This window comes from Janibacter sp. CoH_79_TC_3 (assembly GCF_058197955.1).
This window is the reverse complement of the sequence record NZ_JBXWIV010000001.1, coordinates 127,157-147,955: the sequence shown is the minus strand read 5'-3', so window position 1 is coordinate 147,955 and position 20,799 is coordinate 127,157. Positions and strand designations below refer to the sequence as shown.

Annotated in this window: 22 protein-coding genes; 13 read left to right on the top strand and 9 right to left on the bottom strand. The window is 42.4% G+C overall.

The window, feature by feature from the left end; all coding sequences use genetic code 11:
• Nucleotides 1–349: 349 nt before the first annotated feature.
• The 8 genes from AC2FA3_RS00645 to AC2FA3_RS00610 all read left to right on the top strand — a co-directional run bounded on the left by AC2FA3_RS00645 (nt 350) and on the right by AC2FA3_RS00610 (nt 7,775).
• Nucleotides 350–1,024: a 2Fe-2S iron-sulfur cluster-binding protein gene (locus tag AC2FA3_RS00645; protein ID WP_490507851.1), complete on the top strand. Its 675-nt coding sequence runs from the start codon at nt 350–352 to the stop codon at nt 1,022–1,024.
• Nucleotides 1,021–2,013 (top strand): FAD binding domain-containing protein, encoded by a 993-nt coding sequence (locus AC2FA3_RS00640; protein WP_490507850.1) that lies wholly within the window; start codon nt 1,021–1,023, stop codon nt 2,011–2,013. Before AC2FA3_RS00645 ends, AC2FA3_RS00640 begins: the two co-directional genes overlap by 4 nt.
• Before the next feature lie 2 nt (nt 2,014–2,015).
• Nucleotides 2,016–4,436, top strand: coding sequence for a molybdopterin cofactor-binding domain-containing protein (locus AC2FA3_RS00635; RefSeq protein WP_490507849.1), 2,421 nt, complete (start codon nt 2,016–2,018; stop codon nt 4,434–4,436).
• 177 nt (nt 4,437–4,613) lie between these two features.
• Nucleotides 4,614–5,867: an XdhC family protein gene (locus AC2FA3_RS00630; protein ID WP_490507848.1), complete on the top strand. Its 1,254-nt coding sequence runs from the start codon at nt 4,614–4,616 to the stop codon at nt 5,865–5,867.
• Complete coding sequence (locus AC2FA3_RS00625) at nt 5,864–6,658, top strand: nucleotidyltransferase family protein (protein WP_490507847.1); 795 nt, start codon at nt 5,864–5,866, stop codon at nt 6,656–6,658. The genes AC2FA3_RS00630 and AC2FA3_RS00625 overlap by 4 nt, the downstream gene beginning before the upstream one ends.
• A 74-nt stretch (nt 6,659–6,732) precedes the next feature.
• Nucleotides 6,733–6,885: an acyl-CoA dehydrogenase family protein gene (locus AC2FA3_RS00620; protein WP_490507846.1), complete on the top strand. Its 153-nt coding sequence runs from the start codon at nt 6,733–6,735 to the stop codon at nt 6,883–6,885.
• 21 nt (nt 6,886–6,906) lie between these two features.
• Nucleotides 6,907–7,071 carry an acyl-CoA dehydrogenase family protein gene (locus tag AC2FA3_RS00615; protein ID WP_490507845.1) on the top strand — a complete coding sequence of 55 codons (165 nt, stop codon included), beginning with the start codon at nt 6,907–6,909 and terminating at the stop codon, nt 7,069–7,071.
• A 182-nt stretch (nt 7,072–7,253) separates the two neighbouring features.
• Nucleotides 7,254–7,775 (top strand): HdeD family acid-resistance protein, encoded by a 522-nt coding sequence (locus AC2FA3_RS00610; RefSeq protein WP_490507844.1) that lies wholly within the window; start codon nt 7,254–7,256, stop codon nt 7,773–7,775.
• A gap of 77 nt (nt 7,776–7,852) precedes the next feature.
• On the opposite strand, the gene AC2FA3_RS00605 is transcribed toward AC2FA3_RS00610, so the two are convergent.
• The 6 genes from AC2FA3_RS00605 to AC2FA3_RS00580 form a co-directional block, all read right to left on the bottom strand.
• Entirely contained in the window at nt 7,853–8,518 is a 666-nt protein-coding gene (locus tag AC2FA3_RS00605; protein ID WP_490507843.1) for a class I SAM-dependent methyltransferase, read from the bottom strand.
• A 363-nt stretch (nt 8,519–8,881) separates the two neighbouring features.
• Nucleotides 8,882–9,496 (bottom strand): hypothetical protein, encoded by a 615-nt coding sequence (locus AC2FA3_RS00600; protein ID WP_490507842.1) that lies wholly within the window; start codon nt 9,494–9,496, stop codon nt 8,882–8,884.
• A gap of 55 nt (nt 9,497–9,551) precedes the next feature.
• A complete protein-coding gene (locus AC2FA3_RS00595; protein WP_490507841.1) occupies nt 9,552–10,178 on the bottom strand; it encodes a hypothetical protein in 627 nt (208 codons plus the stop codon).
• 203 nt (nt 10,179–10,381) lie between these two features.
• The gene (locus AC2FA3_RS00590) at nt 10,382–11,131 is read right to left on the bottom strand and encodes a PhnD/SsuA/transferrin family substrate-binding protein (protein WP_490507840.1); all 750 of its coding nucleotides are present in this window, start codon (nt 11,129–11,131) and stop codon (nt 10,382–10,384) included.
• A gap of 3 nt (nt 11,132–11,134) precedes the next feature.
• Nucleotides 11,135–11,629: a PAS domain-containing protein gene (locus AC2FA3_RS00585; RefSeq protein WP_490507839.1), complete on the bottom strand. Its 495-nt coding sequence runs from the start codon at nt 11,627–11,629 to the stop codon at nt 11,135–11,137.
• A gap of 342 nt (nt 11,630–11,971) precedes the next feature.
• On the bottom strand, nt 11,972–12,334 hold the full coding sequence (locus AC2FA3_RS00580; protein WP_010201036.1) for a roadblock/LC7 domain-containing protein: 363 nt from the start codon (nt 12,332–12,334) through the stop codon (nt 11,972–11,974).
• Nucleotides 12,335–13,031: 697 nt separating this feature from the next.
• On the opposite strand from AC2FA3_RS00580, the gene gdhA reads away from it, so the two are divergent.
• From gdhA to AC2FA3_RS00555, 5 genes are all read left to right on the top strand, one after another.
• Nucleotides 13,032–14,378, top strand: coding sequence for an NADP-specific glutamate dehydrogenase (gene gdhA, locus AC2FA3_RS00575; protein WP_490507838.1), 1,347 nt, complete (start codon nt 13,032–13,034; stop codon nt 14,376–14,378).
• 260 nt (nt 14,379–14,638) lie between these two features.
• Nucleotides 14,639–15,220, top strand: a complete 582-nt coding sequence (locus AC2FA3_RS00570) for a PepSY domain-containing protein (RefSeq protein ID WP_490507837.1) — start codon at nt 14,639–14,641, stop codon at nt 15,218–15,220.
• 457 nt (nt 15,221–15,677) lie between these two features.
• The gene (locus tag AC2FA3_RS00565) at nt 15,678–16,514 is read left to right on the top strand and encodes an amino acid ABC transporter substrate-binding protein (protein WP_490507836.1); all 837 of its coding nucleotides are present in this window, start codon (nt 15,678–15,680) and stop codon (nt 16,512–16,514) included.
• A gap of 53 nt (nt 16,515–16,567) precedes the next feature.
• Nucleotides 16,568–17,251, top strand: coding sequence for an amino acid ABC transporter permease (locus AC2FA3_RS00560; protein ID WP_490508102.1), 684 nt, complete (start codon nt 16,568–16,570; stop codon nt 17,249–17,251).
• Nucleotides 17,252–17,305: 54 nt separating this feature from the next.
• A complete protein-coding gene (locus tag AC2FA3_RS00555; RefSeq protein ID WP_490507835.1) occupies nt 17,306–18,049 on the top strand; it encodes an amino acid ABC transporter ATP-binding protein in 744 nt (247 codons plus the stop codon).
• Nucleotides 18,050–18,429: 380 nt separating this feature from the next.
• Here AC2FA3_RS00555 and AC2FA3_RS00550 read toward each other — a convergent pair whose 3' ends face one another.
• From AC2FA3_RS00550 to AC2FA3_RS00540, 3 genes are all read right to left on the bottom strand, one after another.
• Entirely contained in the window at nt 18,430–19,065 is a 636-nt protein-coding gene (locus AC2FA3_RS00550) for a hypothetical protein (RefSeq protein ID WP_490507834.1), read from the bottom strand.
• A gap of 303 nt (nt 19,066–19,368) precedes the next feature.
• On the bottom strand, nt 19,369–20,049 hold the full coding sequence (locus AC2FA3_RS00545) for a hypothetical protein (protein ID WP_490507833.1): 681 nt from the start codon (nt 20,047–20,049) through the stop codon (nt 19,369–19,371).
• Nucleotides 20,050–20,130: 81 nt separating this feature from the next.
• On the bottom strand, nt 20,131–20,793 hold the full coding sequence (locus AC2FA3_RS00540) for an anthranilate synthase component II (RefSeq protein WP_490507832.1): 663 nt from the start codon (nt 20,791–20,793) through the stop codon (nt 20,131–20,133).
• Between the last annotated feature and the right edge of the window lie 6 nt (nt 20,794–20,799).

Genomic DNA, 20,799 nt, shown 5'->3' with positions numbered 1-20,799 from the left:
AGTTTTTCTATAACGGTTCGGTATAAAGAGTTGAGAGAGCTAATTCAATCAATACTAGGAGAATGAGAAGATGATTACAATGGTTGCTAAGTTACAGGTTCTCTTTAAAAATTAACATAACCGAGGGCAGGTATTAAGTAGGTATTGAGTAGGTTAAGACTAAGGTTAGTGCAGGGTAAAAAAATATTTGTCAACGAATTTTGATTAAAAAAATACACTGTAATGACAACAAAGTAAAAACAAAGCGCTGTTTTTGATAAGACATAATAAATTGATTAACGCTTGTTCAAAAGCGTCTATAACTATTCTTCCATCACTTTCATCTATTATCTGCCAGCGAGAAGCCAGCATGTCTACTTTGACGTTAACGATTAATAAGCAAGATTATCACTTTGATAATCTTGATCCGCGCACGACATTGCTTGATGTCTGCCGCCAGCATCTACAAATAACTGGACCCAAAAAAGGTTGCGACCACGGTCAATGTGGCGCTTGTACCATACTGATTAATGGCCGACGGGTCAATTCTTGTCTGACGCTTGCGGTTATGCACGACGGTGATGAGATTACGACAATTGAAGGCATTGGCTTGCCTGAATCGCTATCTGAATTGCAGCAAGCGTTTAAAGACCATGATGCGTTTCAGTGTGGTTACTGTACGCCGGGGCAAATCTGTTCCGCGACTGCCCTAATAGAAGAGATTAAGCAAAATTGGCCAAGCTACGTGACTACAGATTTGCAAAATCCTGACGGCTTGCTAGTACAAGAAATCTCTGAACGTATGAGTGGCAATATTTGCCGCTGTTCTGCTTATCCAAATATTATTAATGCCATCTCGCAGGTTTTGGAGAGTGAGATAAAAGATAACGCTGCTGCTGAAAATAGCATCAAAAAAGGCTCAGATGCTTCAAGCGTCACAGGTATTTGGTCACCGCCGCCCAGTGAAACGCAGCTTAGCAAACCTTCAAAAAACAAGCCGTTACAAAATAAAAGCCATACGGCGCAAGTAGGAGGTCGTTCATGAAACGCTTTGAATATATCCGTGCTACTGCGCCTGAGCAAGCGGCGATTGCTGCTAGTGCAAAGGAAGCGTCATTTATCGCTGGAGGTACTAACTTACTTGATTTGATGAAGCTAGAAATTGAAACGCCTATCAAACTGGTTGATGTGACTCGTTTAGAGCTTGAGCAAATCGAAACGACTGCTAACGGTGGGTTACGAATCGGTACGCTCGTGACCAATAGTGATTTGGCGGCGCATCCAGAAGTGATCACCAATTATCCAGTATTATCTCGGGCTATTTTGGCAGGCGCGACTGGGCAACTGCGCAATAAAGCCACGACTGGCGGCAACTTTTTACAGCGTACGCGTTGTTATTATTTTTATCAAACCGATAGCCCGTGCAATAAACGCGAACCCGGTACTGGCTGTCCCGCTATCAATGGCGAGAACCGCACCCTTGCCATATTAGGCACCAGCGATGCTTGTATTGCCCAACATCCCTCCGATATGGCAGTGGCGATGCGTTTGCTTGATGCGACGCTTGAAACGGTGAAAGCAGATGGCAGCATACGTAATATTGCGATTAAAGATTTTTATTGTTTACCAAAAGACACACCGCATATCGAAAACGTTTTAGAGTCAGGCGAGCTTATCACTCATATTGTACTGCCAGCACCTATCAAAGGTATGCATACGTACGACAAAGTGCGTGACCGCGCCTCTTACGCTTTTGCTTTGGTCTCTTGCGCTGCCGTTATAGATAGCGATGATAATTGCAATTTGGCAACTGTACGTTTGGCATTTGGCGGTATTGGTACTCAGCCGTGGCGCAATGAAGCAGTCGAGCGATTATTAACCAATACCACAGGTGATGACGCTACTATCGGGCAAGCCGCAGATTTATTATTACAAGATGCCAAAGGTTACGGTCAAAACGATTTTAAAATACCACTGACACGTCGTTTATTAAAACAAGTCATTCAGCGCGCTTTAGCGGGCGAGGGAGCATAATCATGTCATTATTGGACTCAGTATTACCATCAGAACCTACCAAAAAAATGATAATGAATGATCCTGTCGATTCGCTTTTTGATAAAACGGCAAGCAATTTGGTCGGTAAACCCATTAACCGTGTCGATGGCTCACTAAAGGTCAGCGGACAAGCGCCTTATTCGGCAGAGATTTATCGAGAAAATCAAGTGTATGGCGTGTTGGTCAGTGCCAAGATCGCCAAAGGACAAGTGGAAAATATCGATAGTAGCGCTTTAGATGATATTCCTGGCATCATTAAAGTCGTTACCGATCCGCAGCATTTTTTGCGAAACTCACAGCAAGGCGGCGAAACCAAAGCACCGACACAGGGCGCCAGCGAGATTTTTTATCATGGGCAACCGATTGCCGTGGTCATTGCCGAAACCTTTGAAGCGGCGACCGAAGGTGCCAACGCTATCAAAGTCATTTATAAAGACGAAACTGAACAAGCGGCATTGAACTTTACCAAAGAGCTTGCAAGCGCCCATGATGTCGATGAAAAAAAAGGTGCAGATAAAAACGCTATAAAAGGTGACCCAGAACAAGGACTTGCCGATTCTGCCGTTACGCTTGACCGCTTTTATTATACGCCAAGCCAGAGCAATTCGCCGATGGAGCCGCACGCCACGCTGGCCTATTGGGAAGACGATAAGCTCATCATGTACACTTCAAACCAGATGATCGCCTCTTGTAAGCAGCAAGTGATGGACGCTTTGGCCTTAAATAAAGATCAGGTGCAATTGATCTCTTATTTTGTCGGTGGCGGTTTTGGCAGTAAATTAGGTATCGCACCTGAATCTATTGCAGCGGCGATTGCGGCAAAAGAGCTTGGGTGCCCTGTGCTAATCAGTATGACGCGTTCGCAAGTGATGGAAGCGACCGTTAGGCGCTCAAATACTCGTCAACGTATTGCTATCGGCTGTGATAAAGACGGCATCATCAATACCATGATTCACGATACCGTCAGTAGTAATTTACCGGGTGAGGCATTTTTTGAGCCGACGGCATTATCGACTAAATATTTATACCGCGGTGAAAATCGCCGGGTGAATTATAAAAAAGTAGATATGAATCAGGTGCTTTCTGGCTCTATGCGTGCGCCTGGCGAAGCGGTCGGTATGATTGCGGTTGAATGTGCGATGGATGAATTGGCCACGCAATTGAATATGGATCCGCTTGAGCTGCGCCGCCGCAATGAGCCTGAGCAAGATCCAAGCCAAGATATCCCGTTTTCAACGCGGCAGCTGCTTGCCTGTATGGAGCAAGGGGCCGCACAGTTTGGTTGGGAGCAGCGTAACCCTAAACCTGCCAGTCAGTTAGAGGGCGATTGGTGGATTGGCACGGGTATGGCGGCATCTGCTCGTGGTAACCAGTTGAAACCTTCAGAAGCGCGGGCGACACTGAAAATTGATCATTCCAAAGCACTTGGCGTTAAAGCCATTATCGAAACCGATATGACTGATATCGGTACTGGCTCTTATACGGTCTTTTCTCAGGTGGCCGCTGATTTACTGGGCTTGCCGATAGACCATATCGAGATGAGATTGGGCGATAGTGAATTGCCGCCTGCAGTTGGCTCAGGTGGTAGCATGGGCGCAGCAAGCGCTGGTAGTGGGGTTTATCTCGCCTGTGAGCAACTACGTGAAATGTTGGCAGAAAAAGTTGGTCTTTATCCAGATACTATTCAGCTGGATAAAGGTCAGATTAAACAAGCAGGCGAGCATGAGCCTAGCGTTTCAGAAGCGGTGGTAGAAACGCTTAAAGATAAAGCGGTAGATTTAAAACATAAAGTCACTGAAAAAACCGGTCTAGAACTACCTGAGTCTGCTGCAGAAAAATACGATTTTAGCAATTTTCAGTCTTATGCCCTGGCAGATATTATCGCTGATTACGATGAGCAAAAGATTAGTGCTAAAGGTCAAATCGCGCCGGGTAAAAATGCCAAAAGCCATCGTCAGGCGTCTTTTGGTGCAAACTTTGCAGAAGTGGCCGTGCATAGAGTGACTGGCGAGATTCGCGTGAAACGCATGGTAGGTGCATTCGCTGCTGGTCGGATTTTAAATCATAAAACCGCTACTTCGCAGTGCTATGGCGGTATGGTGTTTGGCATCGGCTCCGCGCTAATGGAAGAGGTTATCCATGATAAGCGCGATGGTCGCCTATGCAATCATGACCTTGCTGAATACCATATTCCCGTCAATGCCGATGTGCCGCAACTAGAGGTGATATTGGTGGAAGAAGATGATCCTTATACCAACCCCATGCATATCAAAGGGATTGGTGAGACAGCGATTTCTGGGGCAGCCGCGGCTATTGCCAATGCGATTTATAATGCGGTCGGCGTGCGCGTTTACGATTTCCCAATCACGCTTGATAAGCTGCTTTATGAATTGCCCGAGTAGTTAGCATTACGTAATCCAGATGAATAGGATAATTGGAATAAACGAATTGGTAATTCATAGTTGATAACTGATATCAGCAACCCGCTAGCGATTATTACTAGCGGGTTTTTACAAAATAAAAATCCTGGATTTAATCATTAAAACTAAAATAAGAATAAATAGCATATAAGAGGGGTTATGAATCAGGTCGCTGATATTCTGAAACTAGCTAGCGAAGTACAGCAGCAAAACATCGATGCGGTGTTAGCAACGGTAGTGCGCACCGAAGGCTCGGCATATCGTCGGGCTGGCGCAATGATGCTTATTTGCGCTGATGGGCGCTCGGTTGGGATGATCAGCGGTGGCTGCTTGGAGCCGCATATTATCAAACGCGCTTTTTGGTTGACGCGTAACGGCGCTAATGTGCAGGTTTATCAAACTGGTGATGAGCAGTTGGATGAAGAGGTCGGATATGGTGATAATAGCGATTTTGGGAATGAAAGTAACTTGGCCAGTGAGCTAAATTTTGGTTTGGGCTGTAACGGCAAGGTGCATGTGCTGTTTGAGCGTTTGACGGCCGCAATGCCGTTTTTAGAAGTTATTAACCATGTTCGTCGTAGCCAACAACCTGCAACGATAGCAACGTTAATTGGCTCAAATGATAATCGCTATTTGCGGATTGGACTGCGGCTAGATTTAGAAGAATATATTGCTGAAGATAAAATAACTTTTATTGGTAATGTTAACACTTGTACTCAAGCTTTGATTGATGACTCGAATGGTTTTACTTATCAGATTAAAGAGTTCGTTAAAACTCTATCAACGTATAAAATTTCTGACAAAAACACCGAATACGTTATCTTAAAAAATGGCGATATAACCACAGAATGGCTTATCCAGCGTCTACAGCCGCAACACCGTTTGCTTATTTGCGGCGCTGGTAATGATGTCATGCCGCTTGTGACCATGGCCAAGCTGCAAGACTGGCACGTCACCGTTATCGATAGCCGTGCCCAATATGCCACGCGACTGCGTTTTCCCCAAGCCGATATCGTGATGACGGTATCATTGGATGAGTCTGAAAAACTGCTGAAGCTCAGTCGTAATGCTGCGGTCGCGTTGATGTCGCACAGTTTGACCCAAGATCGTGCCCGTCTTTCGCTATTGCTAGAGCATTCGACTCATTATAAGTATCTTGGACAATTAGGCCCAAGTTATCGAACCGAGCGCTTGGTTAATGAGATTCGTGCAGTCAAAAATAGTCCTGAGCGTCTAAATAACGGCGTCAATAAACTACATTATCCGATTGGTTATAAATTAGGCGGCGACGGCCCTGAAGCCCTAGCACTTGGCATCATGGCACAAATAAGCACCGTTATGCACGAGCAAACTGCGCCCGCTGATTTTTTAGCTAGCAATAATACCAAACCTGAAATATTGAGCTTTGTATGAAGGAAAATGATTCGACGTCAAATAGCGCCGCAATATCAAATCAAAACCTTGAGCAGCAAACCAACCATACCATCATTATTTTAGCCAGTGGACTCAGTCTTCGTCTTGGTCAAGCCAAACAGCTACTTTGTAAAAACGGCGTTCCTCTCATTAGGCATATACTACAACTCGCAATAACTACAAGTCCGCAAGCCATCATCATTGTCATTCCTAAAGGAGCAGCGAAGATAGCCAATGAGGTAGCAAAACTGAGCGACACCCATCTAAATGTCAAAATTATTATCAACCAAACTCCCGAAACAGGTATGGGACACAGTCTTTATGTTGCTATTGAAGCGCTAACTCAATTTGTTAATGATAAAAACTTTATTGATAAAAATTTCAATCATAAAGCGGTTGATCGAGTGTTAATCATGGGTGTTGACCAAATTCTATTGGATCTTGAACATGCAAACGAGTTGCTAGCCGATAAGTATTTAGTGGTTGCTAGTGGTTATGAGCATTGGCAGATTTTAAATACTTTGACAAAAGATGGGCATAGTGAGCGTAAAGCTGGTGCCAGTCATGAGTCGACAAATCTTATCGTTGGTCTACCATTGGTTATTGATTATCTGCTACTTAAACAGTGGCAGTTTAATTTAAGTGGAGACAAAGGCTTACGTCATTTAATTAGAGCGTTACCGCCGCATCAATTGACAGTGATGAATAATCCTAAGCTTAGCTACGATATTGATACCCCAGAGCAGCTCGCTTATGCCAGACAACAGGGCTGGGTTGACGATGCGCGATAGGGTGAAAAATAATTATAGTCGATTTATTTTAACAAGAAGTATGATGGATTAGGTTTTGTCTTAACGGCGTCTCGATGCCTGAAGAATACGGTGGCGCGGGTGGTGATTTTCGCCATGAAGCGGCGCTGATTTATGCACAATCTGAAGCCAATCAAGCAGGGTTCGGCAACTTTTTACACTCAGGAATTGTCGCGCCTTATATTTTGCACCACGGTACTGAAGTATAAAAGTAGGCTTGGCTACCGAAAATGGCAACCGGCGAGTTAATCGGTGCGATTGCCATGACTGAGCCGGGAACAGGTTCAGATCTGCAAAACATCAAAACCTACGCAGTAAAAGACGGCGATGACTATATTATCAATGTCTCAAAAACCTCTATCACCAGTGGCTGTAGTGGCGTAATATGGTATTAGATAGTTAAGAAAGAAGAGCTAGGAGTGTCGGTCAAATAGCAGATATCAGGCTTAGGATTACAATGCAATGCCCAAACTTAAATAGTAACAGGAATACTCGAATCTATTACTACGGTCGTACAAGAGTGCAAATTGTCTGATATATAATTTGATTTTTGTTAACTATGAAATAAGGGCGTCTTATGAGTCGTACATTGTGGCTAGTAGTTGGTATCATCAGTATTCTTGGTGGTATCTTTGCTTTTTTTAATCCTCTTAGCGCCAGTTTCGCCGTCGAACAACTGGCAGGATTTGTATTTCTTCTGGTTGGTATTTTACAGTTTATCGCCCTGTTTCGTGCTTATACCACGATGGGTAAAGTGCTGGCGGCTATTGGTGGTGTACTTGGCATATTTATCGGTATTGAGCTGCTACAAAACCCGCTACAAGGTATCTTAACCTTGACTATGGTTATTGCTATTTTATTTATGGCAACAGGTATCGTCAGAGTGGTTGTCGCTTTTGGTTTACGTAGAACGGTAGCTTTTGTGCCAATATTAATCTCAGGGCTTATCTCAATTGCGTTGGCTATCATGATTTTTACCAGCTATCCGCAATCAGCGACCTATATTCTCGGCGTCCTATTAGCGGTTGAGCTGATATCTAATGGTATCTCATTAATCATGTATTCACGTGTACAACCACCTTTGGTTCGAAACATATAAAAGACGCTAGAAAAATAATAAAAAAAGACGCCATTTTGAAGCGTCTTTTTTTTATTCAATTAACATTTTGGTAGCATTTAATCCTTCCGCGAAAAGGTCAAAATATGACCCTTAAAAGGTAGCTCAAGATAAGAGGTATCCTCAGGTTTGACATGCTTACTGCTAAAGCCAAACTCAACCATTTTATTGGTCAGCTTATTTTTGCGCCCGCGCCCAGGGTCAACCACGATGACTTCACAAGTTGGCAAAGCATGACGCTCGATAAATTCCGCCAATATATCGATATGTTGGTCTTCATACAGCAAATCGCTACCGATAATGATATCAAACTTACCAAGATGGCTATTGTCTTCTGCCCAGTCTAAGCGCTCAAAATTAATCTCTTTATTATTATTTAGGCTGGTGTTTCTATCCAAAAAATATTCAACCGTTGGGTGATAATCAGTCGCTGTGATATCGGCATGGCGGTGGTTGAGTAATAAACTGGATAATGCCATACCGCAGCCAACTTCTAAGATACGTTTGCCAGCAATATCATAATCAAGCATATGATTGGCTAGCACCAAACTTGATGGCCAAATCACGCCAAACATCGGCCATGACGCCGAGCAAATACCGAGGTCTAATGCCTCATTATCAGGGTCACTAAATTGTTGATTGTCGCGTAGGGTGCAAATATGAATGTCGGTATTGCCAATTTCAATGGTTTGATAACGCACGCGCACAGTGGTCAGCGAAGTCATAAACTGTCCTAAAAAATAAGTAAGAATGCAAGGGTTGGCAAAGGATGCCACTTTCGAAGAGTGTTTTTATTAAAAGGGTAAGTTAAAGCTCGAAAATGTGTAGATGTCTATCACGAACAACTGTTAAATGGCTATAGGCAGTATGACCTAACATTTGAAAACTTGCTGTTAATTTTGAGGGTGTTCTTATTACGCTATGAGATTATAAAATAGAGGCCGGTTATAGTTACGTAATCATAACTATAAAGTTTAAGATACAGATATAAAAAACGCACCTCTTATGGTTAAAGGGCGCATTTATATTAGGCAGCTAGTTTGATTCAGCAACGGTCTAATTAAGTATGGTTTTGATAAAAGATGAGTTTAATTAGTAAATCTAAGTCCAGAGGTTTTGAGCGCCCATACCAGCTCAACAAAAGCGCGATTATTGGTCAAAGGTTCGCCGTCGATGATAAGTACGTAGCCTGAGCCATCAATCCATAAAAATACAAAACTGGTTTCAGGAATCAACAAATCGACTTGTTGAAAGAAAGAGATGGCTTGGCTCTCTACCGCCCAGCCGCGTTGTTTTTGGCGCAGCATAAAGCCTGAAAAATCAGCAGCAGCCACACTGAGCATATCCGCTTCTTCTTGGCTATAACCAATCCGTGCCAGACAAAAACCTTCATCAGAACCAATCGCTGCACGGCGTTTACCAGACAAGCTTGAAACGACATAGGGTAAAAACTGATCTAGTGGTAAGTTTGGGGCGGGCAAAAACAGCGAAAGCTTCTCAATCCAGCCATGTTCGAGAAAGCTATCTAACCACTCATCAGAATAGCGTTCGAGCCAATCAGCGGCTAGCAGTGTCTCGTTATGCGACAATAAGTCTTGCAAGGATAGCTGCTCAGGCGTTGGTTCACTTTGCGAAAATGCTTCAAAAATACCGGCTGGAGTCAAGGTCAGATAGGTTTTATCAGCGTTCAAATAATAAGACATAGCGGCTACCCGTTAGATGAATGTTTATGATGCTATGAGAAAAACGATTTAGGCTTTAAGCGTTTTGTACATTTTTGGTTTGATCAAGTTTTTGCTGACAGTTATTCCAGCGGTCATCGAATTGCCAATCGCTTTTACCCAAGCGGAACCAAACTAATGAGAACGCCAGACGGTCGTTGCGAGCGATACAATGGGAAAAAAACTCGTTTTCGATTTGTTCTATGGTGTCAAAATCTTGATTGTCACGCGCTAGCATCAAGTCGCTGGTGATATCTTTGGCGATTTCTTTGGCGTCATCACTACTGATACGCAGTCGCTGGGTTTGTTCATTTAAGGATGGCGATACCAGTACGCTCCAGCGCGTTGCTAGCATGCTGTTTTTTTGAATATAGCTTTTTTTATCGATACAATCACGAAAGCCTTGCTCGATATGCGGCAGCATGCGACCTTGCAAGCGGGTAAACATATTGGTGACATCATAGGGAATGTCATACCAGCAGCCATAAAAGAAATCGGCTACGGCACCTTGCAGCGGCTCTTTTTCGTTTAAAAGTAGCGCAGCATTGATACGTTGTTCGTGAAAATGGCGGTTGTTTGGAGCGATAAATATCTTACGCGAATAAAGACGATAGACACGCCGCGCCGCCATTTCACTTTCTTTGATGAGATCTAAATCAGACATAAGCGTGTCCTGTTAGTCATAGAACAATTAAAAAAGCTGTTAAAAATTTATTAAAAGAACATTCGTAAAAATCCTATTAAACCACTGCTTTGCACAATCGCTATGACATAAAAATAGGCGATAGCGATTGTCGTTCAGCATTATTTTAGCGTAATAGGCTATGATTTAAGTAAGATGCCAATTAACTATGAATCACAAATAGGCTAATCAAGTAAAGTTTGCATCAAATCAATCATAAATTCAGCGTCTTCTTCATCCATGGCTTCAAAACCTTGCGGCATGCCAAGTTCAGCCAACGCTTCTTTACCATCGTCATCGTTATGCAGATTAAGAATCGCATCCATTAAGATGTCAGTATCAGGAAAGCCGTCTTTAATAAGCAAGACGTGGCTGATATCTGCCAAATCACTCTCGATTAATACCGATAACTGCGCTTTGGTTAAGCGTGAAAAGCTATGAAAAATCTCCGCTAAAAAGAAAGCCGCTTGTGCTTCACCTTTAATCACTTGGCGCGCTGCTGCTTGATAAGTCTCAGTCACTGTCCAATTAAGGTCAGCTTCTTCGATATCGACCGCTTCAAGCAGGCGTAAACCAATCAATTTTACATCGCGGTTATCAGCCATAGCCACGGTAGCGCCAGCTTTGATATCTTCTAAGCTATTGATATCGCTATTGGCCGCCGCGGCAATGACCATCTCATCAGATTTGCCGATAGGACGCGCAACCGCACGGTAGCCTTGCTCACGAATAAGCGTGGCTGCATCAAAAGGGTTGGCATAAATGACCTGAATATCGCCTTGATTGATAATGGCTTCTTGTTCCGCGTGCGAGGCGGGTATGTTTAGGTGCATATTGAGATTGGCACGCTTTTGAATCAAGATGTTAAACATGTGCCAGCCTGCAAAACGCTCAGGCGAAAAATCAGGGGCGATTAACATATTATGTGTCGTCATGATTTACGCTTCCTCGTCTTGTTTCATTTGGGCATATTGAGCGATTGCGGCATCAATTTTGCTGCGTGATGGCTTACGGCGTACCGAAGTATAGCCAACCGTTTCGCCGCGGCGCACGTTCGGCACGACAGTGGCATAAACCCAATAATGGCTACCGTCTTTGCACAAGTTTTTAACATAACCATGCCATTTTTGCCCAGCAGCAGCGGTCGACCATAAGTCTTTATAGGCGGCTTTTGGCATATCAGGATGGCGCAAAATATAGTGTTGATTGCCGATTAATTCATCGACGTCATAGCCGCTAATCTCGACAAAGGCATCATTAACGTGGGTCAAAACGCCGTCTAAATCGGTACGTGACACAATCAATTTACCGTCAGGGTAAGGGCGTTCGATACCGGTGTCATAGACAGTGCGCGAAGTGCCATCGTGATAAGTCATGGTGACTTGTTCGGCTGGCATCTCAGGCTTCATGGCGTCGGGGAGTGGAGAACCCATTGTAATCTCCTTTAGTTATCATCTTAGTGATAATCATTAAAAAGCGGAATTGGTTAAAGCATACTGTCTTACGTTAATTTTTAAACCTAAAATTAGGCTTTAAATACATACTTTGCGCTGATTAAGAGTGTAAGATTCTCAAAGCTTTTAATAAGGCAATCGAAGCTTTTGGGAAATGAGTGTTTAGAAAACCTAATCACTCATTCAATATAAACAGTATGCATTACCTTAAAAATTTTTTATAAGACAAGGCGTCAATTTTCATTTAAAGTGTTATTAATAAAGTAGTTTATAGCGCTGATACCGCATAAAACCGTAACGACATAACTTTAAAAATAAATATTAGATGAGTTTTGCCAGTGCTTCTGATGCACGTTTAATATCTAGGAATATCAAGCCCAGTTTGGCATTTGGTTTTGCCATAATGGTCAATACCGCTTCATCACCTGATGAGGTCATAATCACGTAGCCTTTTTCGCCTTGGATCATGATACGATCGATGCTACCACGAGCTAATTCACGACCTGCACGGTCACCTAGTGACAATAAAGCGGCAGACATAGCGCCGACGCGGTCTTCATCAACGCCTGTTGGCAGCGCAGATGCAATCATAAGACCATCGTTAGAAATAAGAGCAGATGCTTCAACATCGGCTGATGAGCTGTTTAGGTCTTCCAAGATTTGTTGGAATGAATCTGTACGCATAACGATTTCTCTGTGACGAATGAATAAAGGGGTAAATCGGGATTGGTAATGTGCTAATTCTAGGCTTTAACTAGTGGGCAATATTATAAACCCTTACCATTAATATTGATATGGCAGAACGCCAATCAAAGTCTTAATATTGCCCATTTTTTACCTTTTAGCGTGTTTTTATAACCGCTTATCTTTAAGTTTATTTTAATAGCAAATAAAAGTTGATTTAAATGCTATTTTTCATTATTTAGTCTTTGCTGAAATTGGTTTGGTTTTTTAGAAAAGGTTATAAGCTTCAGGAAATATCATAATAATAAGTTTATAGAACGCTCGGATTTTTATAAGATTGCACCAACCAATTTACACCACCCGCATAAATTTCCTGACTAACAAGTTTCCATTCTAAGGGTATCGATAGATTATAATTATAAAAAAATCCATCATAACTTTTGATGATGGCGATATTTACTAGACTTATACCTTAAAAAAATGATATATAGATATGAGATAAAAATTGTTTGTGCTTCTGAGTTTATGATTTAGAGACACGAGCAGTTGGCTTCTCATCCCAGCAGTTTCTATAGCTCATAACGTATAGGAGCGATTTCAATCCCACATTTGCGTTTTAAATCCCATCGTTTGTGCTTAAGCGATAAAACGCCGGTGTAAATCAGCATGATGACCATTTTTACCCTAAGGAACCTATATGAGTATCAGTCAGGCAATCGAAAAAGTCGAAGCACGTTACGCCCATCAACCTGAATTTATTCAGGCAGTAAAAGAAGTTGCAATCACCATTGCTCCGCTATACGACGCCCACCCCGAATACGAAACGTTCAAAATATTTGAGCGTCTTGTTGAGCCTGACCGTGTTATCGCTTTTCGTATCAACTGGGAAAACGATAAGGGTGAAGTACAGGTAAATCGCGGTTGGCGTATACAGTTCAGCAACGCTTTAGGTCCTTATAAAGGTGGTATCCGCTTCCATCCTACCGTTAACCAATCGGTACTCAAGTTCTTAGGTTTTGAGCAAATCTTTAAAAACGCCTTGACGGGTTTGCCAATGGGCGGCGGTAAAGGTGGTACTGATTTTGATCCTAAAGGTAAGTCGGATCATGAAATCCGCCGTTTTTGCTATGCCTTTATGCGTGAGCTGCATCCGTATATCAGTAAAGATATTGATGTACCTGCTGGTGATATTGGCGTTGGTGGCCGTGAAATCAGCTATATGTTTGCGATGTATAAGAACTTGACGCGTGAGCATGGCGGTGTATTGACTGGTAAAGGTGTTGGTTTCGGTGGTAGCTTGATGCGTACCGAAGCGACTGGTTACGGCGCCGTATATTTCTTAGAAAACATGCTTGCCGCCCAAAACGACAATATCAAAGGCAAAAAGGTACTGATATCAGGTGCCGGTAATGTCTCTCTACATGCCGCTGAAAAAGCCCATATGCTGGGTGCAACGGTACTGACGGTATCTGATTCACAAGGTACACTGTACGATGAAAACGGCATGGACCAAGAAAAAATTAACTGGCTAAAAGAGCAGAAATCACACAGCAAGCCGTTGGCTGAATATGTTGGTGTGTTTGGCGGCGAATGGTTGGCGAATCAAAAACCTTGGCAGTTTAAAGGGGATATCGCCATTCCATCAGCGACCCAAAACGAAGTCGATGAAGATGATGCCAAACTGATGGTCGAAAACGGTATCAAGTATATTGCCGAAGGCGCTAACATGCCATTGACCGCTGAAGCGATTGATCATGTGCGTTTACACCGTGTGCATTATGCACCCGGTAAAGCGGCCAATGCTGGCGGTGTCGCGGTATCCGGTCTTGAGATGTCTCAAAACTCAGTACGCCAATATAAAACCTTTGAAGAAGTTGATGAGCGCTTAAAGTGCATTATGAAAAACATTCATGATTGCGCCGCTGAAGCCTCAGAGAAATATCATCAAACGGATAACGGTTATATCGACTATATGACAGGTGCAAATATTGTTGGCTTCAAACGCGTTGCTGATGCGTTATGTGCTTATGGTATCTTGAACTAAGTAGCGTTAATGGTCGCTAGATATAATAGCGCCTGATAATATTCTTAATAGCTGATATCTCGCAACTAAACACAACCGCGTCTACTTCGATAAGTAGGCGCGGTTTTTTATTTACAAACACCGACGATACACTTGGATACCTTTTTGCCTCACAGGCTTATCTCATCAAGGTTATGATAAAGAATAAAACCACGTTAAATAAAAAATTGAACAATAGAAATAGCGTTAGAAAAACACAGTATAAATAAGGAGACAATCTTATGAGTAAGATTCTAAATGGCTTTAAAATAGCGACACTCAGTACGTGTCTGATATTGGCTTTAACGACAGGTGTAATGAGTACAACTGCTAATGCATCCAGTGATACGAATGAAATACGCGCTGCGCAAGCGGCAAAGATTGGCTTAAAACAAGCTATTACTATTGCTAGTAAAAAGGCTTCTGGCATTTTGGTCAGTGCAGAGTTTGATGACGATGATAGCGACGCCGTGGGCAAGGGCGGTGTCTATGAGCTAGAATTTAGTACAGACAGCATGAGTTATGAAATCAAAGTCGATGCCAATACTGGTAAAGTGGTAAAAACGGAATCTGAGCGTTTAGACGGTGATGATATTAATGATTACCAAGTTCAGAAAAAAGCAAAAACCACTATTATGACGGCGATGAATATTGCTGAAAAGCAAACAGGTGGTAAAATATTAGTAATTGAATTTAAGAATAACCGTGATTATGCTGACCATCCTTTATACTATAAAGCTGACCTTTTAAAAGCCAACAAGATTATCAGTATAAATGTCGATGCCAAAACGGGTAAGACATTTGCCAATAAATTTAAAAAATAGCAGGCATATTTATAAAGATAGAAAAAAGACATCAACTGAGTATATCGGTTGATGTTTTTTTTCTTAAAAATAGTGCATAGAAGAGTGGCTGTGTTTACCTTATCGAAAGCATTTGTCATAAATCTTAGAAATCTTACGCATACTCACTGTTTTTGTACGTTTATTCTTACCCAAGTACGATAGTATATGAGCAGGTCTTGGTTGCATAAGCAGCGCTGACCGTTAAAATTATTATCAATGTTAACCGTCAATTAGCGTGGACGATGCAACATAATATAAAAATAGCATTGAAAAATAGTCGTAGTATCCTCAAATCGGGAAACCAAAGCCCAGCATGATAGACACAAGCATGACAGAAGGCAGGTACGCTTTTTAGTCAAAACAGTTTGTTAGGTTTTCTCCCTATTTGTTGTTCTGATATTTTTTGCATTATTCATCTACTTTATAAGGACGTCTTATGAAACGTCGTACTCTTTTAGCTTTTGCTGCCAGCACGGTATTGCTTGCCGCTTGTAATCAATCACCTACTACTGACGCTGATACCACTGCGACCGACAGTGCGGCGGCTGGTGGTTCTGATTTGCTCCAACGTATCAATAATGGTGGTACCATCAACGTCGGTACTGAAGGAACCTATCCGCCGTTTACCTATCATGATGAGAGCGGAAAGCTCACCGGTTATGATGTCGAAGTGACACGCGCAGTCGCTGACAAGCTAGGCGTAAAGGTTGAGTTTAAAGAAACTCAGTGGGATGCGATGCTGGCAGGACTTGATTCCAAGCGTTTTGATATGGTTGCCAATCAAGTGAGTTTGACCACACCTGAGCGCTTAGCAAAATATGATAAAGCTCAAGCGTATAGCTGGTCAGGCGCTGTGGTATTGGCTCCGACTGCTGATAGTCGTTATAGCTCATGGGAAAGCTTAAAAGGGCTGCGTTCAGCACAGTCGCTGAGCAGTAACTATGGCGAGCTTGCAGAACGTTACGAAGCCGAAATTGTTCCTGTCGATGGTATGGCGCAAGCGATTCAATTGGTCAAACAAGGCCGCGCTGACTTTACGATGAATGACAATCTTGCCGTATTGGATTATCTAAAAAAATTCCCAGACGCCAATCTTGAGATTAAATTGGTGGCTCCTGCTAGTGAGCAGACGGGTTCAGGCTTGGTATTGCTCAAAGGTGATGACGCCGTTGTTGCAAAGCTAAATGAAGCAATGGCAGCGCTTGTGGCTGATGGCACACTAACCAAGCTGAGCGATGAATTCTTTGGTGCTGATATAAGTCAACAAAAATAATGCTAGCTTCTATCACCTCAGTGTTAACTGATTTATTAGCCATATTGCCATTTATGGATGCGGCGCGGGCGCAAATCGTTATCAATTCATTTTGGCCGATGCTCAAAGGCGGTATCTATTATTCGATACCGCTGGCATTGATCTCATTTGCAATTGGTATGGTGATTGCACTGACAGTGGCATTGATTCGTATCGTACCGCGTGCGGGCTGGTTTCATGAGATTGTTTATCGGCTTGCCCGTATCTACGTGTCCGCCATTCGCGGGACGCCGATGCTGGTACAGCTGTTTATTATCTTTTACGGTCTGCCTAGTGTCGGTGTCAAGCTCGATCCGTTTCCCTCAGCGATTATCGCCTTTTCCCTAAATATTGGCGCTTATGCGTCGGAAACGGTACGCGCGTCGATTCTGTCTATTCCAAAAGGGCAGTGGGAAGCAGGCTCGACGGTTGGTTTGACTTACCTGCAAACTTTTCGCCATGTCATTTTACCGCAAGCGCTGCGGGTGTCAGTGCCACCGTTATCCAATACCTTTATTAGTCTGGTAAAAGATACGTCGTTAGCGTCATTAGTGCTGGTCACTGAGCTGTTTAAACAAGCACAGATTATCACCGCCCGCAATTATGAATTTATGCTGGTTTATACTGAAGCGGCGATTATTTACTGGGGTATCTGTCTGTTCTTGACCTTTATCCAAGGTAAGCTTGAAATCAGACTCGATCGCTATGTGGCTAAGTAGTTTACTGACTCACTTTATGATAGTTTTAGCATTATCTGTGCAACAGGAAACCTTATGATTCAAGTCAGCAACATTCATAAAGCCTTTGGTAGCAATCAAGTATTAAAAGGTATCGACTTGACCATCGAAAAAGGCAAAGTGGTGGTCATCTTAGGACCGTCAGGGTCGGGTAAAACCACGTTTTTGCGTTGTTTAAATGCGCTCGAAATTCCTGATCAAGGGGTTATAGCTTTTGATGATGGTAGCTTGACGGTCGATTTTGCTACTAAGCCGAAAAAGAAAACCTTGCTCGCGCTGCAACGCAAATCTGGCATGGTGTTTCAGTCTTATAACTTGTTCCCTCATAAGACGGCTATTGAAAATCTCATGCTTGGGCCGACGGTAGTACAAGGGCAAAGTAAAGCGCAAGCCCGCACGCAAGCGTTGGCATTACTCGATAAAGTCGGCTTATCTGATAAGGCGGATCTGTATCCGTTCCAGTTGTCTGGTGGTCAGCAGCAGCGTATTGGTATTGCTCGTGCGCTCGCTATTGAGCCGTCGTTATTATTGTTTGACGAGCCAACTTCGGCACTTGATCCAGAATTGGTACAAGATGTACTTGGAACGATGAAGCAGCTGGCTTCTGAAGGCTGGACGATGGTTGTGGTGACTCATGAGATTAATTTTGCCCGTGATGTTGCTGATCATGTGGTCTTAATTGAAGATGGTCATATAGTCGAAGAGGGTAGCGCCAAGCAGCTATTTGAAGATTCAACGCATCCGCGTACGCAAGCATTCTTGCAGCGCATTCAGCTATAAGCCATATATTCAATTGTCAGGTACTAAGCTATAAAAGAATCATCAGTCAATCGGCTGATGATTTTTTTTGGCTCATTCCTTATTTTTATTAGCATTAGACCACTTGCATGAGTCTTTATCGTTTACGTTCGAAATGAGTATATGTTCAATATTCCCTAATATCCGTTAAATATATCTGTGTGAATGTATCGCTATTTTAGTTTAACCAACCCAGTGGCTTTTTTGTTCTAAAATCGTTTACTATAAAGACTGTTATGGGAATGAGCATGGTTCCCTATGAGGACTTGAACCTTTAGATGTACTAGTGCGCTGTATAGGCATCGATCTGGCAGATGTATGAAGCAAATCGGGATACTCATTCTCTCTCAGATTGTTGAGTCTTAAACAATCCCAATGTGGCTCAGCATACGCATACGCATCAACCATACAGCGTCAAAGAAATACTTTTTGTGGTATTCATCGGCCCAATAGTGATATTGATAATATCGCAAACCTAGAGAGCACAAGAAGCTTACTACCAATGCCAATATAAACCATGAAATGTGCGGTGTTCTTTTAAGAAAAAAACGATAAAGCATTAAAAAAGACATGGCACACAAACTAAAATACCAAGCAAAAGCACCATATCCCCATGCCACTATATGTCCATTTGAAGTGTAGCCGACAGGAAAAACATCATAAAAACTTAGAGCTATCGAACATAACAACAAGATGGCTAAAATGACTGAAAATTTGGTCGAGTAGTTTGGTATGGTAAGTAATCGAATAACAAGGTAGAAGAATATATAGTTTCCACAAACAGCTAATATTCCGCAGTCTCCAAACATCAGACCAAAAGGTAAGTATAACGTACCCAATATTAGAGTACCCATACCTCCACCGTCTTCACCACTCCCTACCATTATACTTAGCTTATAAGCAGGTAATAATAAACAAAGAGCATAAGTTATCATCAAAAATTGAGTTACTAACTTTAGGTTTTGGTCTGATACAAGCAGAGCTGGTCTTTTATTCATAATATTTATGGCTTGTATGCGATTTTGTAAGTGGATGAAAAAAAGTAAAATTTGCGCTTTCTAAATAGCCAGTGATAGCTTTTGATTCAAGGCTTTTCAATCGATAGTATACCCCAGTGGAACCAGCTATTTTACCCTTCAAACCTATTGATAGACCACTTAAAACAAACTGCTATAATGAAACCACTTATATCAGAACGTGTTTAATGACTCATAAATAGGTATTATTGATGCCAAAGTAACTCAATACTGCTAAAACATCGATCTTATGCAAGAAGTCTATTATTAAAATGAGGACACAACTCAATCAATCCAATAAAAATAATTTTCCATTTGTTTGATATTTTTTTGAATAAAACAGACTTTTTCAGCTTGCGTCCTTGGCAGATGCTTAGCATCAGCCCCGCAATCTTTTGAGCGATTCATAACCCATTTAAGCTGATATTCTTTGAATTTATTGGCCAAAACTGGTCCATATACTTTTATTATGTCACCTCGAACTAATAGATAGTTATCATTTAATTCCTTGTCAGAATTTTGGTATAACCTATCAATAAGTTCAGCTTGCGAAGCCAATGGCAAATAAGTTGAGTCTTCTTTATAGGAGAAAGTAGCGCTTTCTTGCGTCTGATTATCCTCTATATATATTTCGCTATTTGCAGGATCTATAAAACCATTGACATCCTTACCCTTGAAACGATAGCCCTGAAAGCCGCAAGGAGTTACGCCATCGTTGCACAAGCTATGCTTGGTCTTAGCAGGATATAGCTTGACAGTATATGGCAATTTACTTTGTCTTTCTCTAAGCTGCTCTGTTTGTAATAAGCGTCCCAAATCTGGCGCAACCAGTAGCATATCATCACAAGTGACGCGACCTTCACCATAACCATGGTAAAGGTTTAAGCGTTGACCTTGTAAGTCCATCCCTAATATAAAATTTGCTTTTACAGGCGTCACGGCCGAGCTAACAGAAGCAGCTAGCATTAGGCTGGTAAATGCACTTGCATAACACAGCCGTTGATATGTTAGTAAGCTAGATTTATTTAGGTTTAAAAGCATGATGATTTATACCTGTAATAAAAAATTCGTTAATAAACGCTTAGCGCCTTCGGTCGCAAACGACTCTGGGTGAAACTGGACGCCTTGAATCGGATAGTCTCTATGCTGTAATCCCATAATCTCATCACCTGCTTGCGCCGATTCAGCCAAACTTAAATCATGATGTTTATCATTAGCAACGACTGAAGTGACCGTTAAGCAGTCAGGTAAGGTATCTGCTTTTACCATTAACGAATGATAGCGCATGATTTCTATCTCTTGTGGCAAGCCTTGATAGACACCTGCGTTATCATGGCGAATGGCTGAAACCTTGCCATGCATTGGCACGCTGGCTCGCACCACATCACCACCAAATACGTGGGCGATACCCTGCATACCCAAGCAAACGCCAAGAAGCGGCGTTGTTTTGCCCATCACCTCAATCACTTCTGCGCAAATACCGAAATAGGCGGGGTCATCAGGTGCGCCAGGGCCGGGTGAAATGATAATACGGTCAAGGTTCATCGCCTGCACATCAGCCAAGGTAATCTCATTGTTGCGTTTGACGATGACGTTGGCTGCTTCTTTAGCGCCGTCTTTATCACCGTCTATGGTCTGTAAAATCTCACCGATATATTGATAAAGGTTAAAGGTGAAAGAATCGTAGTTGTCGATAATTAAAACATTCATAAGGCA